12 protein-coding genes, 1 tRNA gene and 1 pseudogene are annotated in these 14,722 nt (G+C 64.5%); 11 read left to right on the top strand and 3 right to left on the bottom strand.

Annotation, left to right across the window (positions count from 1 at the left end; translation table 11 throughout):
* Positions 1–359, bottom strand: a pseudogene (locus ABF990_RS12865) (hypothetical protein); the annotation flags it as partial.
* An 816-nt stretch (positions 360–1,175) separates the two neighbouring features.
* Here ABF990_RS12865 and truB point away from each other — a divergent pair.
* The 4 genes from truB (at position 1,176) to ABF990_RS12845 (ending at position 6,475) form a co-directional block, all read left to right on the top strand.
* Positions 1,176–2,090: a tRNA pseudouridine(55) synthase TruB gene (truB, locus tag ABF990_RS12860; protein ID WP_415501011.1), complete on the top strand. Its 915-nt coding sequence runs from the start codon at positions 1,176–1,178 to the stop codon at positions 2,088–2,090.
* A 29-nt stretch (positions 2,091–2,119) separates the two neighbouring features.
* The gene (rpsO, locus tag ABF990_RS12855) at positions 2,120–2,389 is read left to right on the top strand and encodes a 30S ribosomal protein S15 (protein WP_415491718.1); all 270 of its coding nucleotides are present in this window, start codon (positions 2,120–2,122) and stop codon (positions 2,387–2,389) included.
* 332 nt (positions 2,390–2,721) lie between these two features.
* Complete coding sequence (gene pnp / locus ABF990_RS12850; protein WP_415491719.1) at positions 2,722–4,872, top strand: polyribonucleotide nucleotidyltransferase; 2,151 nt, start codon at positions 2,722–2,724, stop codon at positions 4,870–4,872.
* A gap of 184 nt (positions 4,873–5,056) precedes the next feature.
* Complete coding sequence (locus ABF990_RS12845; protein ID WP_415491721.1) at positions 5,057–6,475, top strand: NAD(P)H-dependent flavin oxidoreductase; 1,419 nt, start codon at positions 5,057–5,059, stop codon at positions 6,473–6,475.
* Between the two features lie 207 nt (positions 6,476–6,682).
* On the opposite strand, the gene ABF990_RS12840 is transcribed toward ABF990_RS12845, so the two are convergent.
* On the bottom strand, positions 6,683–7,090 hold the full coding sequence (locus ABF990_RS12840; RefSeq protein ID WP_415500645.1) for a hypothetical protein: 408 nt from the start codon (positions 7,088–7,090) through the stop codon (positions 6,683–6,685).
* A 637-nt stretch (positions 7,091–7,727) separates the two neighbouring features.
* On the opposite strand from ABF990_RS12840, the gene ABF990_RS12835 reads away from it, so the two are divergent.
* The 7 genes from ABF990_RS12835 to ABF990_RS12805 all read left to right on the top strand — a co-directional run bounded on the left by ABF990_RS12835 (position 7,728) and on the right by ABF990_RS12805 (position 14,332).
* Complete coding sequence (locus ABF990_RS12835) at positions 7,728–8,984, top strand: cation:proton antiporter (RefSeq protein ID WP_415500644.1); 1,257 nt, start codon at positions 7,728–7,730, stop codon at positions 8,982–8,984.
* A 233-nt stretch (positions 8,985–9,217) separates the two neighbouring features.
* Complete coding sequence (locus ABF990_RS12830; protein ID WP_415500643.1) at positions 9,218–9,367, top strand: hypothetical protein; 150 nt, start codon at positions 9,218–9,220, stop codon at positions 9,365–9,367.
* 235 nt (positions 9,368–9,602) lie between these two features.
* Entirely contained in the window at positions 9,603–12,425 is a 2,823-nt protein-coding gene (gene gyrA, locus ABF990_RS12825; protein WP_415491724.1) for a DNA gyrase subunit A, read from the top strand.
* Positions 12,422–12,970: a pantetheine-phosphate adenylyltransferase gene (gene coaD, locus ABF990_RS12820; protein WP_415491725.1), complete on the top strand. Its 549-nt coding sequence runs from the start codon at positions 12,422–12,424 to the stop codon at positions 12,968–12,970. The genes gyrA and coaD overlap by 4 nt, the downstream gene beginning before the upstream one ends.
* Positions 12,971–13,132: 162 nt before the next feature.
* Positions 13,133–13,588 (top strand): peptidylprolyl isomerase, encoded by a 456-nt coding sequence (locus ABF990_RS12815; protein WP_415491748.1) that lies wholly within the window; start codon positions 13,133–13,135, stop codon positions 13,586–13,588.
* 265 nt (positions 13,589–13,853) lie between these two features.
* Positions 13,854–13,929: transfer RNA gene (locus tag ABF990_RS12810), tRNA-Lys, on the top strand.
* A 229-nt stretch (positions 13,930–14,158) separates the two neighbouring features.
* A complete protein-coding gene (locus ABF990_RS12805; RefSeq protein ID WP_415491726.1) occupies positions 14,159–14,332 on the top strand; it encodes a hypothetical protein in 174 nt (57 codons plus the stop codon).
* A gap of 82 nt (positions 14,333–14,414) precedes the next feature.
* Here the strand turns inward: ABF990_RS12805 and ABF990_RS12800 are convergent, their stop codons facing one another.
* A complete protein-coding gene (locus tag ABF990_RS12800; RefSeq protein WP_415491727.1) occupies positions 14,415–14,720 on the bottom strand; it encodes a hypothetical protein in 306 nt (101 codons plus the stop codon).
* Positions 14,721–14,722: the final 2 nt, after the last annotated feature.

Here is a 14,722-nt window from a genome sequence, read left to right as displayed (position 1 = left end):
GCCCAGAGCACCCACCCGAACGCCGCAGCCCCAATATTCTGGAACGCACGGGCGGGGTTGGGCGGCAGCAGGGCCAGCAGGCGCTGGGCCGGGGCGGGCAGGGCCGTTGCGTCAAATTCCAGCCCGGCATGGGCCGCCGCCTGCTTGGCGCCCCATAAAAAGGAGATCAGCGCCGAATCCCAGTCTTTCAGCCCTGTCGCGTCAACCCGCAGGGCGTGGCCCTGGCCCTGTTCATGGTCGAGGCTGTCCGCCCCGAACGGCGTCATGCCGCCACCGCGCACGGTCCAGCTCCCGTTCAGCAGCAGGCTTGGCCCTGCGGTGCCGGGCTGTACCGACCAGGCGGGGGCGTCAGCCGACATGGGGGATGCCACAGGGTTTGAGGGGGCTGCCCGTGCGCGCGCCGGCACCCGGATTACGGTTGCCGGGGGCTGGGGGGTGGCCCGGCCTGCGGGCCGGAAGGGCGAGGGGGGTATTCATGACGTAACTGTCACATTAAGGCATGGGTGTGGCGCTGGCTAGACCCGCGATTTGGGCCTTAGGGCCATGGGGGCGGGTGGCCGGAATGGCCGCAAAGTGCGCCCCTCTGGTGCAAGGCCGCCCAGACAGGCCATTTTGGCAGCCCAGCCCTGCGGGCGATACGGCCCGTACTGGCCCCTACTGGCCCGTCTGCGACTCATGTGCGACTCAATATGCGGGCCTGTGCGACCCATACGCCGCCAGCATGGTGCCGGATGGCGTCCGGGCGGTGTTGCCTTGGCCCCCCATGCTGTCCGGGGCGCTGCGTGCCCCCGGGGTGTGGTGTGTGTAATATCCATGGCGATACCCCCCACCCTGTCTTTTGCGCCGCCTGCCGGGGGTGTGCCGTGACCCGGCGGGTGTCCGGCTTGTCCGGGTGGGCGGTGCCGGGGGTGCCGCGTGTCTGGTGCCAGAGTGCTGCCAGCGTGGCGCCGGAGCGGTGTCAAAAGCGGTGCCAAAAAGTGGTGCCGGGCTGGGGCTGCATTGCGCCGTGGCGGTAAAGGGTGTGGGCGGTGGCAAAAAAGGGTGCGGGCAGTCTCGGCATTGCGGGCGGGCGTGGGCTCGGCTAGATGCAACGCCTTTGCCCGACAGGGATGTGGGGGACAGGACAGAGCGAAGGCCCGAGCGCCTGCGCCTGTTACGGCGAACGGGAGAGGCGCATGCGACGCAGACGCGGGCGGCCATTGAATGGCTGGCTTATCATAGACAAGCCCACGGGCATGACCTCCACCCAGGTGGTGGGGTTCGCCAAGCGCGTGTTCGATGCGCAGAAGGTGGGCCACGGCGGCACGCTGGACCCGCTGGCCACCGGGCTGCTGCCGCTGGCCTTTGGTACGGCCACGAAAACCGTGCCTTATGTCATGGACGGCACCAAGGTGTACCGCTTCACCCTGCGCATGGGCGAATCCCGCGACAGTGACGATGCCGACGGCGCCGTGACCGCCACGACCGACGCCCGCCCCACAGACGATCAGTTGCGTGCCGCCCTGCCCGCGCTGACCGGCAATATCATGCAGGTGCCCCCGGTCTATTCCGCGCTGAAGGTCGCGGGGGAACGGGCCTACGACATGGCGCGCGACGGCCGCCCGCCCGAACTGCCGCCCCGCCCCGCCCGAGTGGACCGGTTCGAACTGATCGACCGCCCCGATGCGGATACGGCGGTGTTCGAGGTGGAATCCGGCAAGGGCGTGTACATGCGCGCGCTGGCGCGGGACGTGGCGCTTGCCGCAGGCACGCTCGGCCACATTACCGTGCTGCGCCGCCTGCGCGTGGGGCCATTTACCGAGGCGGATGCGATTATGCTGGACAAACTCGCGCCAAACGACGACAAGGCCCCTGCTTCCCCGGACCTTTTGTCTCCGGTCGAGACCGCCCTGGCCGACATCCCGGCGCTGGCCCTGACCGAGGACGAAGCGGTCCTTCTGCGCCACGGGCAACCGCTCGGGCTTGTCGGTCTGATGGGGCGTATCCCCCAGACGGATGAGGCCGGGACCGTCCGTGTCATGGAAGGGGAGCGCGTGCTGGGCATAGGCCGCCTGGAGGACGGGTGGCTCAAACCGGTGCGGATTCTCTGACAGATACCATTTTTTGATGGAGACATGTGATGTCGATTACCGCTGAACGCCGCACGGCGCTGATTGGTGAATACAAGACCAACGAAACCGACACAGGTTCGCCCGAAGTCCAGGTCGCGATCCTGACCGAGCGGATCAACAACCTGACCGAGCACCTGAAAACCCACGCCAAGGATTTCCATTCCCGTCGTGGCCTGCTCATTCTGGTCGGGCGTCGTCGCAGCCTGCTGGACTACCTGCGTGGCAAGAGCCAGGGCCGCTACGAAACGCTGATCGGCCGTCTGGGTCTGCGTCGCTAATCAGCACCAGTTCCCCGCCCGCGCCGCTGTCATGCCGCGCGCGGGCGGGGTTTTGCCGGGTTGCGGGACGGTGCCGCGCACTGTCCGTTTCCCGCCAGGGTCGCGCTGCTGGTCAGGCGCGGTGAATACCCCTATACAAGACCGATCGCCACAGGTCAGGCATGCGGGCATATCGTGCCCCGGTCCGGCCACGGCGTTTCCGACCACATGGCGCCTGGGCGGTGTTGCCGCCAGTCTCCATGCCGTCCGAGGCGCTGTCCGCCCCCGGGTTCTGTTCCCGTTGCTTTCTGTGGCCCTGACGATGTGTTTTGACAGCAGAGGCTGATAACAGAATGTTCAATTATTTCCGCAAAGAAATCGAATGGGGCGGTCGTCCGCTCGTGCTCGAGACCGGCAAGGTCGCCCGTCAGGCCGACGGCGCCGTCATGGTCACCTATGGTGAAACCGTGGTGCTGTGTACGGCCGTTGGCGCGCGCAGCGTCAAGCCCGGTCAGGATTTCTTTCCGCTGACCGTCAACTACCAGGAAAAAGCCTATGCCGCGGGCAAGATCCCCGGTGGCTTCTTCAAGCGTGAAGGCCGTCCGTCCGAGAACGAAACCCTGGTTTCGCGCCTGATCGACCGCCCCATCCGCCCGCTCTTCCCCGAAGGGTTCCGCAACGAGGTGCAGGTCATTGCAACCGTTCTGACCCACGACATGGAAAACGACCCCTCCATCCCGGCCCTGATCGGCTGCTCGGCGGCGCTGACGCTGTCGGGCATTCCGTTCTTCGGCCCGGTGGGTGCCGCGCGCGTCGGCTACAAGGACGGTGCGTTCATCCTCAACCCCACCATCGAACAGGTCAAGGACTCGGCACTTGACCTCGCGGTGGCCGGCACCGCCGAAGGCGTGCTGATGGTCGAATCCGAAGCGTCGGAACTGTCCGAGGAAATCATGCTCGGCGCCGTCACCTTCGGGCACGAAGCCTTCCAGCCCGTGCTGGATGCCATTATCGCCCTGGCCGAACACGCCGCCAAGGAACCGTGGGACCTGCCGAGCGAAAGCAAGGAACAGGTTGCCCTGCGCAAGCAGGTGGACAAGCTGGGCCGCAAGCTGATTGCCGACGCCTACAAGGAAAAGCAGAAGCAGGCCCGCTACGAAAAGCTGAAGATCGCGCGTGACGCCATTGTGGAACGCCTGGTCGAGGCCGAGCTGGACGTCGACGCCGCCAAGCCCATGATCAAGGATCTGGAAGCCGAAGTCGTGCGGACCTCGGTGCTGAAAACCTCCAAGCGGATCGACGGGCGCGACCTCGTGACCGTGCGCCCCATCGTGCCTGAAGTGGGCGTGCTGCCGCGCGTGCATGGGTCCGCCCTGTTCACCCGTGGGGAAACCCAGGCCCTGGTCGTGACCACGCTGGGCACCGGGCAGGACGAGCAGGTGATCGACGCGCTTGAAGGCGAATACCGCACCAACTTCATGCTGCACTACAACTTTCCCCCCTATTCGGTGGGTGAATGCGGGCGCGTGGGGTCCCCCGGCCGGCGTGAAATCGGGCATGGCAAGCTGGCATGGCGCGCCATCCACCCGCTCATGCCCGACCGCAAGGAATTCCCCTACACGGTGCGCGTGGTGTCCGAGATCACGGAAAGCAACGGTTCGTCCTCCATGGCGTCGGTGTGCGGTGGCTCCCTGGCCCTGATGGATGCGGGCGTGCCGCTCAAGCGTCCGGTGGCCGGTATTGCCATGGGTCTGATCAAGGAAGGCGACAAGTTTGCCGTCCTGTCCGACATTCTGGGTGACGAGGATCACCTGGGCGACATGGACTTCAAGGTTGCCGGGACCGAAGCTGGCGTGACCGCGCTGCAGATGGATATCAAGATCACCTCCATCACGCCCGAAATCATGAAGATCGCGCTGGGTCAGGCGCGTGACGGCCGTATGCACATCCTGGGTGAAATGGCCGGCGCGCTGACCGAAAACCGCACCGGGGTTTCTTCCACCGCGCCGCGGATCACCACCATGAAGGTGCCGCGCGAGAAAATTCGCGATGTCATCGGCTCGGGTGGCAAGGTCATCCGCGAGATCGTGGAATATTCGGGTGCCAAGGTCGATATCGGGGATGACGGCACGATCACCATTGCCGCCATGTCCGACGATCAGGCCAAAAAGGCGCTGGAACGGATCAACGGCATCGTGGCTGAACCCGAACTGGGCCATATTTACGACGGCAAGGTGGTCAAGACGGCCGATTTCGGCGCGTTCGTGAACTTCCTTGGCGCGCGTGACGGGCTTGTCCACATTTCCGAACTGGCGCAGGGCCGCGTTGGCCGCACCACGGATGTGGTGAAGGACGGCGACCTGGTGAAGGTCAAGGTCATCGGTTTTGACGACCGCGGCAAGGTCAAGCTGTCCATGCGGGTTGTAGACCAGGCCACGGGTGCCGATATTACCGAAACCGTCGGTGAAAAGCCCGCACGCGGCCCCCGCCGCGATGCCGAATAAGGCATAGGGCTTTCCTCTGGCTGCACGGGTATGGGGCGGGGGCTTGCGGGCTACCCGCCCCGGCCTTGTGCGACTAGGGGTATTTCCTTGAAGGTATGGCCCGTCAGGGCGACTGTGTGGCGCTGCGGCGCCATATGTGGGTTTGATCAGGTTACAGGCTGCGGCAGGGAACGATAGGACAGTTATGAAGGCGATCAACACGCTGCGCATGGGTGGTGCGGATATTCTGCCGCTGGTCGAAGGCGGCAAGGGCGTTTCCGTATCCACCGGGGCTTCGGCCGGGGCCTGGGCCGCGGCAGGTGGTGCCGGCACGGTGTCCATCGTCAATGCCGACAGCTATGACGCGCAGGGCAACGTGGTGCCGCAGATCTACCATGGTCGCACGCGCCGCGAACGGCATGAGGAACTGGTGAACTACGCCATTGCGGGCGGTATCGCGCAGGTGCGCATCGCCCATGAAATGGCGGGTGGCAAGGGCCGTATCCATGCCAATATCCTGTGGGAAATGGGCTCGGCCGAACGGGTGATCATGGGCGTGCTGGAAGGCACCAAGGGCCTGATCCACGGCCTGACCTGCGGTGCGGGCATGCCCTACCGCCTGGCCGATATCGCCACCCAGTACGGCGTGCATTACTACCCCATCGTGTCCTCCGCGCGGGCGTTCAACGCGCTGTGGAAGCGGTCCTACAACAAGGCGGCGGGCCTGCTGGGCGGGGTGGTGTACGAAGACCCCTGGCGGGCGGGCGGGCATAATGGCCTGTCCAACACCGAAAACCCCCTCGGGCCGGAAGATCCCTACCCGCGCGTGCTGGCGCTGCGGCAGGCCATGCGCGGCTTCGGTCTGGACGACACGCCCATTATCATGGCCGGTGGTGTCTGGTGGCTGGAGGAATGGGAAGACTGGATCGACAACCCCGAACTTGGGCCGGTTGCCTTCCAGTTCGGCACGCGCCCCCTGCTGACGACCGAAAGCCCCATTCCCGAGGCATGGAAGCAGCGGCTGCGCACGCTCCGGCAGGGCGATGTGTATCTTAACCGCTTTTCGCCCACGGGGTTTTATTCCTCCGCCGTCAACAACAGCTTCCTGCAGGAGTTGCAGGCCCGGTCCGAACGCCAGGTCGCGTTCTCGGCCGAGCCGGTGGGCACGCATGTGGTGCCCTACGGTGTTGGCGCGCGCAAGCGTGAGGTGTTTCTGGCGGCGGAAGATCTGGAACACGCCCAGAACTGGGAGGCCCAGGGCTTTACCGAGGCCATGCGTACCCCGGATTCGACACTGATTTTTGTGACCCCCGACCGGGCGCGCGAAATTCTGGCCGATCAGGCGGACTGCATGGGCTGCCTGTCGGAATGCCGTTTTTCCAACTGGAGCCAGCGTGGCCCCAGCTATTCCAACGGCCACAAGGCGGACCCGCGGTCTTTCTGTATCCAGAAGACCCTGCAGGACGTGGCCCATGCCTCTGGTCCCGATCAGGACGCGGTTATGGACAATAACCTCATGTTCGGCGGCACCAATGCCTGGCGTTTCTCCACCGACCCGTTCTATTCCAACGGCTTTGTGCCGACGGTAGGGCAACTGGTCGAGCGGATCTGCACGGGCCGCTAAACCCGGCCCATGGGGCGCGGCAGGCTGCCCGCCGCGCCCATGTAAGCCTTGTGCCGGAGACGACCGGCACGGCCTTTGCCCGATTATCCATTACCATCAGACCTCCGGCACGGGGCGCGGCATATTGGCCCCTGCGCCCTGTCCCTGTGGCAAGCCCGATGGCGAGGCAGAGGAAGGGCAGGGCACCCTTAGGGTGACGGACAGCCCTTAATCATGGGGCGGATTGCAGCCCGCAAGCATGCCATGGGCGCTTAATGACGCGACAATATTATCCCCGATTTTACAGGCGTCTTTTTTAGGGTCCGAGACCGCGATGCCGTTTATGGCTGTGTGGTGCATGTTTATTTTCAAATCCTCAGCCCAGATTGTTTTATGGGACTGGGTGTCAAATAAAGAAACACGCAGTTTTTCGGATAAAATATTTCTGTGGTAGTCCACCACGGCATTAGAACTGCCTAAAACCAGTATCTTATCGGCATTGTAGGCTTTTATCTTGTCCCTGAAATCTTTTTCCTTATCCAGGGAGAGGGGCGATGTGTCAAAATATCCAACAGTGATAGGGCATTTTTCAAAGCTGGATTTGATGTCTGCCGTTATCAGCGGGCCTTGCCGCATTCCGCCGTCAAAGGTCTTGTCGACGACCAGAAGAGTGTTGGTCTGAAAACTTGTGTCTTTGTCATAAATTTCTGAAATTTTATCTATGCTTGCGCCGCAGGAGCATAAAAGACAATACAGGGGAAGAAGGTAATGTTTTTTTAATCATGATGAAATTTCCTTGTAATATCAGAAATAATGGTCTCTGCGTCCTTTAGGTTGTTCTGGCGATCCCGGTCCGGAGCCTGAAGGCGCAGCCGGTGCCTCGACCGTGCTGTTTATGAGCCGCCTTGAAGCGGATTTCAATTCCCGGACCGGGGTAGGCGGGTCTGGCGCGCAGGGTATTCGTGGGGCCGTGAGCCGTGAGCCGTGAGCCGTGAGCCGTGAGCCGTGAGCCGTGAGCCGGTGTTGGGGCCGGGGCCGGTTCTGGCCCCCTGCTGGCCGCCTGTTGCCGGGTGTCCGCCACATTAACCGTGCGGCGGCGGCATAGCTGGGCAATGGTGGGGCAATGACCGGGCTCCGGGCGGTGCCGTGCTCTGCGGGCAGGGTGCGGTGTCATGCCGTTGGGTACGGCAGGCATGTTCGCGCGTTGGACACTGTGCCCACGCGGTGTTCCGCCCTGTCGCGGTCGCGTGGTCACGCAGCAAAGGACCGCGCCATGCACCACCCGTCCAACGTCCTGTATCTGGAGGTTCTGAGCGGGGTTGGTGTCATGATCCTGCTGACGGCGTGGCTGCCGTCCGTGCTGCGGCGCATGCGGGTGTCGCTGCCCATGCTGTGCGTGGGGGCCGGGGCCCTTCTTACGGCCCTGCCCGACCTGCGGCCGCTGGCCGTGCATCCGCTGGACTATCCGCGTGCCACGGAACGGCTGAGCGAGATGGTGGTGCTGGTCTCGCTCATGGGCGCTGGGTTGAAGATAGACCGGCTGATCGGGCTGCGGCGCTGGCTGCTGACATGGCGGCTGCTGGGCATTGCCATGCCGCTGACCATCGTGCTGCTGGCCGTTCTGGCCCATAACCTGCTTGGGCTGGGGGTTGCCGCGGCCCTGCTGATCGGCTCGTCCCTCGCCCCCACGGACCCCGTTCTGGCGGCGGACGTGCAGGTGGGCGCACCCGGTCAGGAGTATGAGGACGAGGCGCGCTTTGCCCTGACATCCGAAGCCGGGCTGAATGACAGCCTGGCCTTTCCGTTCGTGAACCTGGCCATCGTGCTGGCGGGGGCGGGTTACAGCCTGGCCGACCTGGGCCCGTGGCTCATGCGCGATGTGGTGTGGAAGCTGGGTGCGGGCGTTGTCATGGGTTACCTGATCGGCCGCGTGCTGGGGTACCTGACCTTTCATCTGCCCAGCAGGGCCAGACTGTCGCGCCGGGGGAACGGCTTTGTGGCCATGGGTGCCACCTGCCTGGCTTACGGGCTGACGGAGCTTGTGGGCGGATACGGCTTTCTGGCGGTGTTTATCGCAGCCCTCGGCCTGCGCCATGCCTGCCGCAATGACAGCTACCACTACCGCCTGCACGCCTTTGCCGAGGAAGTGGAGCGCCTGCTGATGATGCTGCTGCTGCTCGCCTTTGGCGGCATGATCGCCTATGGCGGGCTGCTGGGAGCGACCGACTGGCGGGTGCTGCTGTTCGCAGCCCTTGCCCTGCTGGTGGTGCGGCCTGCCGCGGGTATGCTCAGCCTGTGGGGAGCACCCCTGCCATGGTGGGAAAAATGTGTGATCTCGTTTTTCGGGATCAGGGGCATGGGGTCCATTTATTACATGGCCTTCGCGCTCGACCATGCCAGCTTTACCGACCCGGCCCGGCTCTGGAGCGTGATCGGCTGGATCGTGCTGATCTCCATCGTGCTGCACGGCGTGACCGTCACCCCGGCCCTGCAGGTGCTGGACCGCTGGCAACACCCGCGCCGCCCCTGACCCGCGGCATGGGCGCCCCCCTACCATGGCGGCGGGCCAGTCTTTTTTTCGCCCGCCCGTGTCCTCCCGCTCGTCCGTGTGCATCTGCCTGCGCCCGCTTGTCTGCATCCGCCTGTTTGCGTCCGCCTGTTCGCGCCTGCCCGCACTCGCCCGCCCATATGGCGCGGGGCAAGTGCAGGCGTGCCCCCGGCGGCGCATGGCATGGGCGGGATATGGGGCCGGATAAGGGGCGGATGTCTGCCCCCAGCCGCACCCTCGATACCGCCTCCTGCTGGCCCCGCTACTGGCCCCGATACGGGTCTGATACGGGGCAGGATGATGGGCAGGATCATGGGCCGGGCCATGGACTGGACCACGGGCAGGGTGCGGGGTTCCGGACCTGACCTTGGGGATGGTCTTGGATATGGCCCGGGAAATGATCGTCAATCCGGTTGCGAATCTGGCTGCGGGGGCGGTGGTGCGGCTAGCTGTGGGTCGTTGCTGTGCGGCCCGTGCGGTGCCGGGCGCTAGGTCGTGGCGGCTTTGTGTGCTAGACGTTGGGGGTAGCGCCGTGGCAACCGGCGCGCGCTTATGGATATGGCGTGCCCGGTGCGCGCCGCTTGATGGAACGGATGAGCCTTGACCGAGATTTCTGACCAGACCGGAGCCCCGGCCCCCTCAGACCTGCTGCCCGTGACCATTGAGGAGGAAATGCGTTCCTCCTATCTCGCCTATGCGATGTCGGTCATTGTCGCGCGTGCGTTGCCCGATGTGCGCGACGGCCTTAAACCCGTGCACCGGCGTATTCTCTACGCCATGTATGAAAGCGGGTTCACCCACGACAAGGCCTACCGCAAGTCGGCCCGTGCGGTGGGTGAGGTCATGGGTAAATACCACCCCCATGGCGACAGTTCGATTTACGAGGCCATGGTGCGCATGGCGCAGTCCTGGTCCATGCGCGTGAAGCTGATAGACGGGCAGGGCAATTTCGGCTCCGTCGACGGGGACAGCCCCGCCGCCATGCGTTACACCGAGGCCCGGCTGGCCAAGGCGTCCACCTTCCTGCTGGACGATATTGACCGCGACACGGTGGATTTCCAGCCCAACTACGACGAAAGCGAGCACGAACCCACCGTTCTGCCCGCCGCCTTCCCCAACCTGCTGATCAATGGCGCGACCGGCATTGCCGTGGGCATGGCCACCAATATCCCCACCCACAACCCCGGTGAGGTGATAGACGCGACACTGGCGCTGATCGCCAACCCGGACCTGACCCTGGACGACCTGATGGCCATCGTGCCCGGGCCTGATTTTCCCACGGGGGGCACCATTCTGGGCCGTTCGGGCATTCGCAGCGCGTTCGCCACCGGGCGCGGGTCGGTGATTATCCGCGCCAAGGCCGAGATCGAGGAAATCCGCAAGGACCGCAAGGCCATTGTGGTGACGGAAATTCCCTACCAGGTGAACAAGGCCACCCTGCAGGAACGCATTGCCGATCTGGTCCGCTCCAAGCAGGTGGAAGGCATTTCCGACATCCGTGACGAATCCGACCGGTCGGGCATGCGCGTGGTGATCGAGATCAAGCGCGACGCAACACCCGAGGTGGTGCTGAACCAGCTTTACCGCTTTACCCAGCTCCAGACCTCGTTCGGCGTGAACATGCTGGCGCTGGATGGCGGCAAGCCCCGCCTGATGGGGCTGAAGGACGTGCTGGAGGCGTTTATCGCCTTCCGTGAGGAAGTGATCCTGCGCCGTTCGCGGTTCGAACTGAACAAGGCGCGCGATCGCGGGCATATTCTGGTGGGGCTGGTCATTGCCGTGGCCAATATCGACGCGGTGATCGCCCTGATCCGCGCCGCCCCCGACGCCGCCCACGCGCGTGAGGCGCTGATGGCCGCCACATGGGACGCGGCCGAGGTGGAGCCCCTGCTGGCCCTGATCCATGACGAAGGCAACGTCGTGACCGATGGCCGCGTGCGCCTGACGGAAGCGCAGGCACGCGGTATTCTGGAACTGCGGCTGCAACGCCTGACCGGGCTTGAGCGGGACAAGATCACGCAGGAACTGTCCGAGGTGGCGCAGCGTATCAACGAACTGCTCGAAATCATTGTCAGCCGCCCCCGCCGCATGGAAGTGCTGTGCGCGGAACTGTCCAGCGCGCGGGCCGAACTGGCCACCCCGCGCATGACCGACATTACCGAATATGACGGGGACCAGGACGACGAAAGCCTGATCGAACCCGGGCAGATGGTTGTCACCATCACGCGGGACGGCTTTATCAAGCGCACGCCGCTGGATGTGTTCCGCGCCCAGAACCGGGGTGGCCGTGGCCGCACCGGGGCTGGCACGCGCGGGGATGACATCGTGGTGCGGTCGTTCAATGCGCACACGCACCAGTGGGTCATGTTCTTCTCCTCCGGCGGCAAGGTCTACCGCGAAAAAGTCTGGCGCCTGCCAGAGGCCGGGCCTGCCGCAAAAGGCCGCGCGCTGGTGAACCTCCTGCCCGACCTGGGGGGCGACACCATTACCGCCGTGCTGCCCCTGCCGCAGGACGAGGAACTGTGGGAAAGCCTGCACCTTGTCTTTGCCACGGCCAGCGGACATGTGCGCCGCAACCGGCTGAGCGATTTCCGCAATATCCGCTCGTCGGGCATGATCGCCATGAAGCTGGACGACGGTGACAGCCTGATCGGCGTGGCCACCTGCCGCGAAGGGCAGGATGTGTTCCTGGCCACGCGCGGGGCGCGCTGCATCCGCTTCCAGATCACGGATGACACGCTGCGCGTGTTCGCCGGACGCGGGTCGTCGGGTGTGCGCGGCATGCGTCTGGCCGAGGGTGACCGGGTGATCAGCCTGGCCGTACTCAACCATGTCGATGCCACGGTGGAAGAGCGCGCGGCCTATCTGCGCATGGCCAATGCCCGCCGCCGCGCCGAAAACGCCGAAACGCATGAGGACGAGGCCGAAGTTTCCACCACGCCGGATACGGACGAGGATGAAACCGTCACGGGCACGGAAGCGCTCACCCCCGAACGCTTCGCCCAGCTTGAAGCGGCGGAGGAAATCCTGCTGGTGGTGAGCGACGGCGGGTTCGGTCGCCGGTCCTCCGCCTATGACTACCGTGTCAGCGGGCGCGGGGGGCAGGGTATTACCAACATGACCTTCTCGGCCTCCAAGCGCGGGACGGAGGTGGCCGCCACCCTGCCGGTGCTGGCGGGCACGGATGTCATGCTTGTCACCGATGCGGGCCGCCTGATCCGCGTGCCGGTGGACCAGGTGCGGATCATGTCCCGGCAGGCCAGCGGCGTGACCGTGCTGCGCCTGAACGAGAGCGAACGCATTACCAGCGTGTTCCCGGTCATGGATGACGGGGATGACGAAGGCGATACGGGCATGGACGCGGCGGAAGGGCCCACCCCCGGCGCGGATACGGCCACAGGCGGTGAAGGGCCGGGAACATGACACCCGACCCTGCCGTGCCTGTCAGGCGCGTAGGGTTTTATGCCGGCACGTTCGACCCGGTTACAACCGGGCACCTGGACGTGATCGAGCGCGGGGCGCGTCTGGTGGACAGGCTGGTGATCGGTGTTGCCCGCAACCCGCGCAAGAACCCGCTTATGCCGGTGGAGGAGCGCATTGCCTGTGTGGAGGACGCGCTGCCCGCCATCCGCACCCGCACGGGGTCGGATATCGTGGTGGTGGCGTTCCATTCCCTGCTGGTGGAAGCGGTGCGGGCCAACGGTGCGGCACTGATAATCCGTGGCCTGCGCGCCCTGTCCGATTTCGATTACGAAATCCAGATGAGCAGCATGAACCGCAAGCTCGACAGCGGGGTCGAGACGGTGTTCCTTATGGCGTCGGAACGCACGCAGTTTATCTCGTCCAGTCTTGTCAAGGAAATTGCAAGTTATGGCGGTGATATTTCCGAACTGGTAACCCCCGCCACCCGCGCGCGCCTGCTGGCGCGCCTGGCCGCGCGGCTGGGGGAGAACACCTCCACCTCTTAACCCCCGGCCCGTTCGGGCCGATGCGGCGGCGTGTCGTGCTGCCGGTCTGCCTGCCCCGAAAAAAACCACCTTACCGGGCACCGTGCCGGGCGTTATGCGTATAACAGCACACATGAAGGAGAAAAACCTGTGGCTGACACAACAACAGACGACCTGATTTACATGGATGTCCCGGCCGGGCGCGTGGTCATTCGCCTGCGCCCCGACCTGGCCCCCAAGGCGGCCGAGCGTATCCGTACGCTGGCGGCGGACGGCTTTTACGACAACGTGGCGTTCCACCGCGTGATTCCCGGTTTCATGGCACAGGGCGGTGATCCGACGGGCACAGGCATGAGCGGGTCCGACCTGCCCGACCTGCCGGCCGAATTCACCACCAAGGCCAAGTTCGAACGCGGCACCATCGGCATGGCCCGCACGTCCGACCCCAACAGCGCGAACAGCCAGTTTTTCATCATGTTCGAGCCCTCCCCCCATCTGGACGGGCAGTACACCATTGTGGGCGAAGTGATCGAAGGCATGGAGCATGTCGACAAGATCAAGCGCGGCGCGGGTGGGTCTGGCGTTGTGAAAGATCCTGACCGGATCGCGTCCATGCGCCCGGCAGCCGCCAGCGCCTGAGGCCAGTCTCCGGCGCAATGGTGGGGCAGGGGCTTTGGCCCCTACCTCGCCTGTCGTGTCCTTCCGCCATGTCTGGCAGCAGGACCCGTGCCGGGGAGCATAGTCCGGGCGTTCAGCCCCCGCCCGGTCCCGTGGCAGGGTTGGGGCATGGGCCGGGTATAGCGCGCGGCGCTGAAAATCCCGCCGCGCGCTTGACAGGGGGTGTGCTATCCGTTTAGGAACACCCCCATCCCGTAGCGGTGCAACGCATGCGGGCCTGACGTGTGAGCCGGTAGCTCAGTCGGTAGAGCATTCGACTTTTAATCGAATGGTCGTGGGTTCGAGTCCCACCCGGCTCACCACCTTTTCCTGCAAAAAAAGCTGTACTATCCGATTTTTATCGGGGTTATGAAATCAGGCCGGGAAGACAACCGCGTTCCTGTTTTTCCTGAACAGTTCACCCTGTTTTCGTCCTGCCACAATGTCCGGCGTGTTTTTGTGCTTATTGCGCGAACCCGGCTGCGGCATGGCGCATGCAACCTTTTGCGTGCTCAGGCGCTGGAAAACCCAGAGATATCAAGGAGAAGCCAAATGCGTCGGTCACTTGCCATTATTCTTGCCCTGTCTGTTGTCGGTCTGGGAGCGGTTGCCTGCAAACCCCATAAGCGGACCTTCGGCGAAAAAGTGCAGGACACGCTGGACCCACCCAAGGGCGAGGCCGAACGCGCCGGGCGAGCCATAGACCGCGCGACAGACGGTAAATAAAAATCGTCCACCTTGTGCGTGTGGTTGCGGCCGCAAGGCGGTCGCGGCCCGCGCGATGCGACAGGGCTTTTGCAAACAGCCTTTAAAATACAGGCAGTCTGGCCTGCGGGGCAGGGCCTGTCGCATGCAGGTCACGCACGGCCTGCACCAGTTCCCCAATGCCTTCAGCACAGAAATCGCCCTGCACGCGCGCGAAAGCAAAATCCGTGAACAGGGGCCAGTCCAGCGCCTGTCGCGCAGCCTCCAGTCCCAGAATGGCGCGCTCGTAGCGGTCCAGTTCGCAGGCCAGCGTGCGGGGCAGGTCGGTGGTGTCGAACACTCCGTCACCCAGCGCAACCCGGTAGGGGGAAGGGGCTGTGTCGGAACCCCGCTCAGGGTGTGTGGTCATGT

The organism is Acetobacter sp. (assembly GCF_047723915.1).
Taxonomy (GTDB): Bacteria; Pseudomonadota; Alphaproteobacteria; order Acetobacterales; family Acetobacteraceae; genus Acetobacter.
This window is presented reverse-complemented; position numbering and strand designations above follow the sequence as displayed.

What these genes read in the sequence shown, in the direction of transcription:
- ABF990_RS12800 (WP_415491727.1), bottom strand. Translation starts at nt 14,720, where the DNA reads ATGACCACACACCCTGAGCGGGGTTCCGACACAGCCCCTTCCCCCTAC.
- ABF990_RS12815 (WP_415491748.1), top strand. Translation starts at nt 13,133, where the DNA reads ATGGATGTCCCGGCCGGGCGCGTGGTCATTCGCCTGCGCCCCGACCTG.
- pnp (WP_415491719.1), top strand. Translation starts at nt 2,722, where the DNA reads ATGTTCAATTATTTCCGCAAAGAAATCGAATGGGGCGGTCGTCCGCTC.
- coaD (WP_415491725.1), top strand. Translation starts at nt 12,422, where the DNA reads ATGACACCCGACCCTGCCGTGCCTGTCAGGCGCGTAGGGTTTTATGCC.
- ABF990_RS12830 (WP_415500643.1), top strand. Translation starts at nt 9,218, where the DNA reads ATGTCTGCCCCCAGCCGCACCCTCGATACCGCCTCCTGCTGGCCCCGC.
- ABF990_RS12805 (WP_415491726.1), top strand. Translation starts at nt 14,159, where the DNA reads ATGCGTCGGTCACTTGCCATTATTCTTGCCCTGTCTGTTGTCGGTCTG.
- ABF990_RS12835 (WP_415500644.1), top strand. Translation starts at nt 7,728, where the DNA reads ATGCACCACCCGTCCAACGTCCTGTATCTGGAGGTTCTGAGCGGGGTT.
- ABF990_RS12840 (WP_415500645.1), bottom strand. Translation starts at nt 7,090, where the DNA reads ATGCGGCAAGGCCCGCTGATAACGGCAGACATCAAATCCAGCTTTGAA.
- truB (WP_415501011.1), top strand. Translation starts at nt 1,176, where the DNA reads ATGCGACGCAGACGCGGGCGGCCATTGAATGGCTGGCTTATCATAGAC.
- rpsO (WP_415491718.1), top strand. Translation starts at nt 2,120, where the DNA reads ATGTCGATTACCGCTGAACGCCGCACGGCGCTGATTGGTGAATACAAG.
- ABF990_RS12845 (WP_415491721.1), top strand. Translation starts at nt 5,057, where the DNA reads ATGAAGGCGATCAACACGCTGCGCATGGGTGGTGCGGATATTCTGCCG.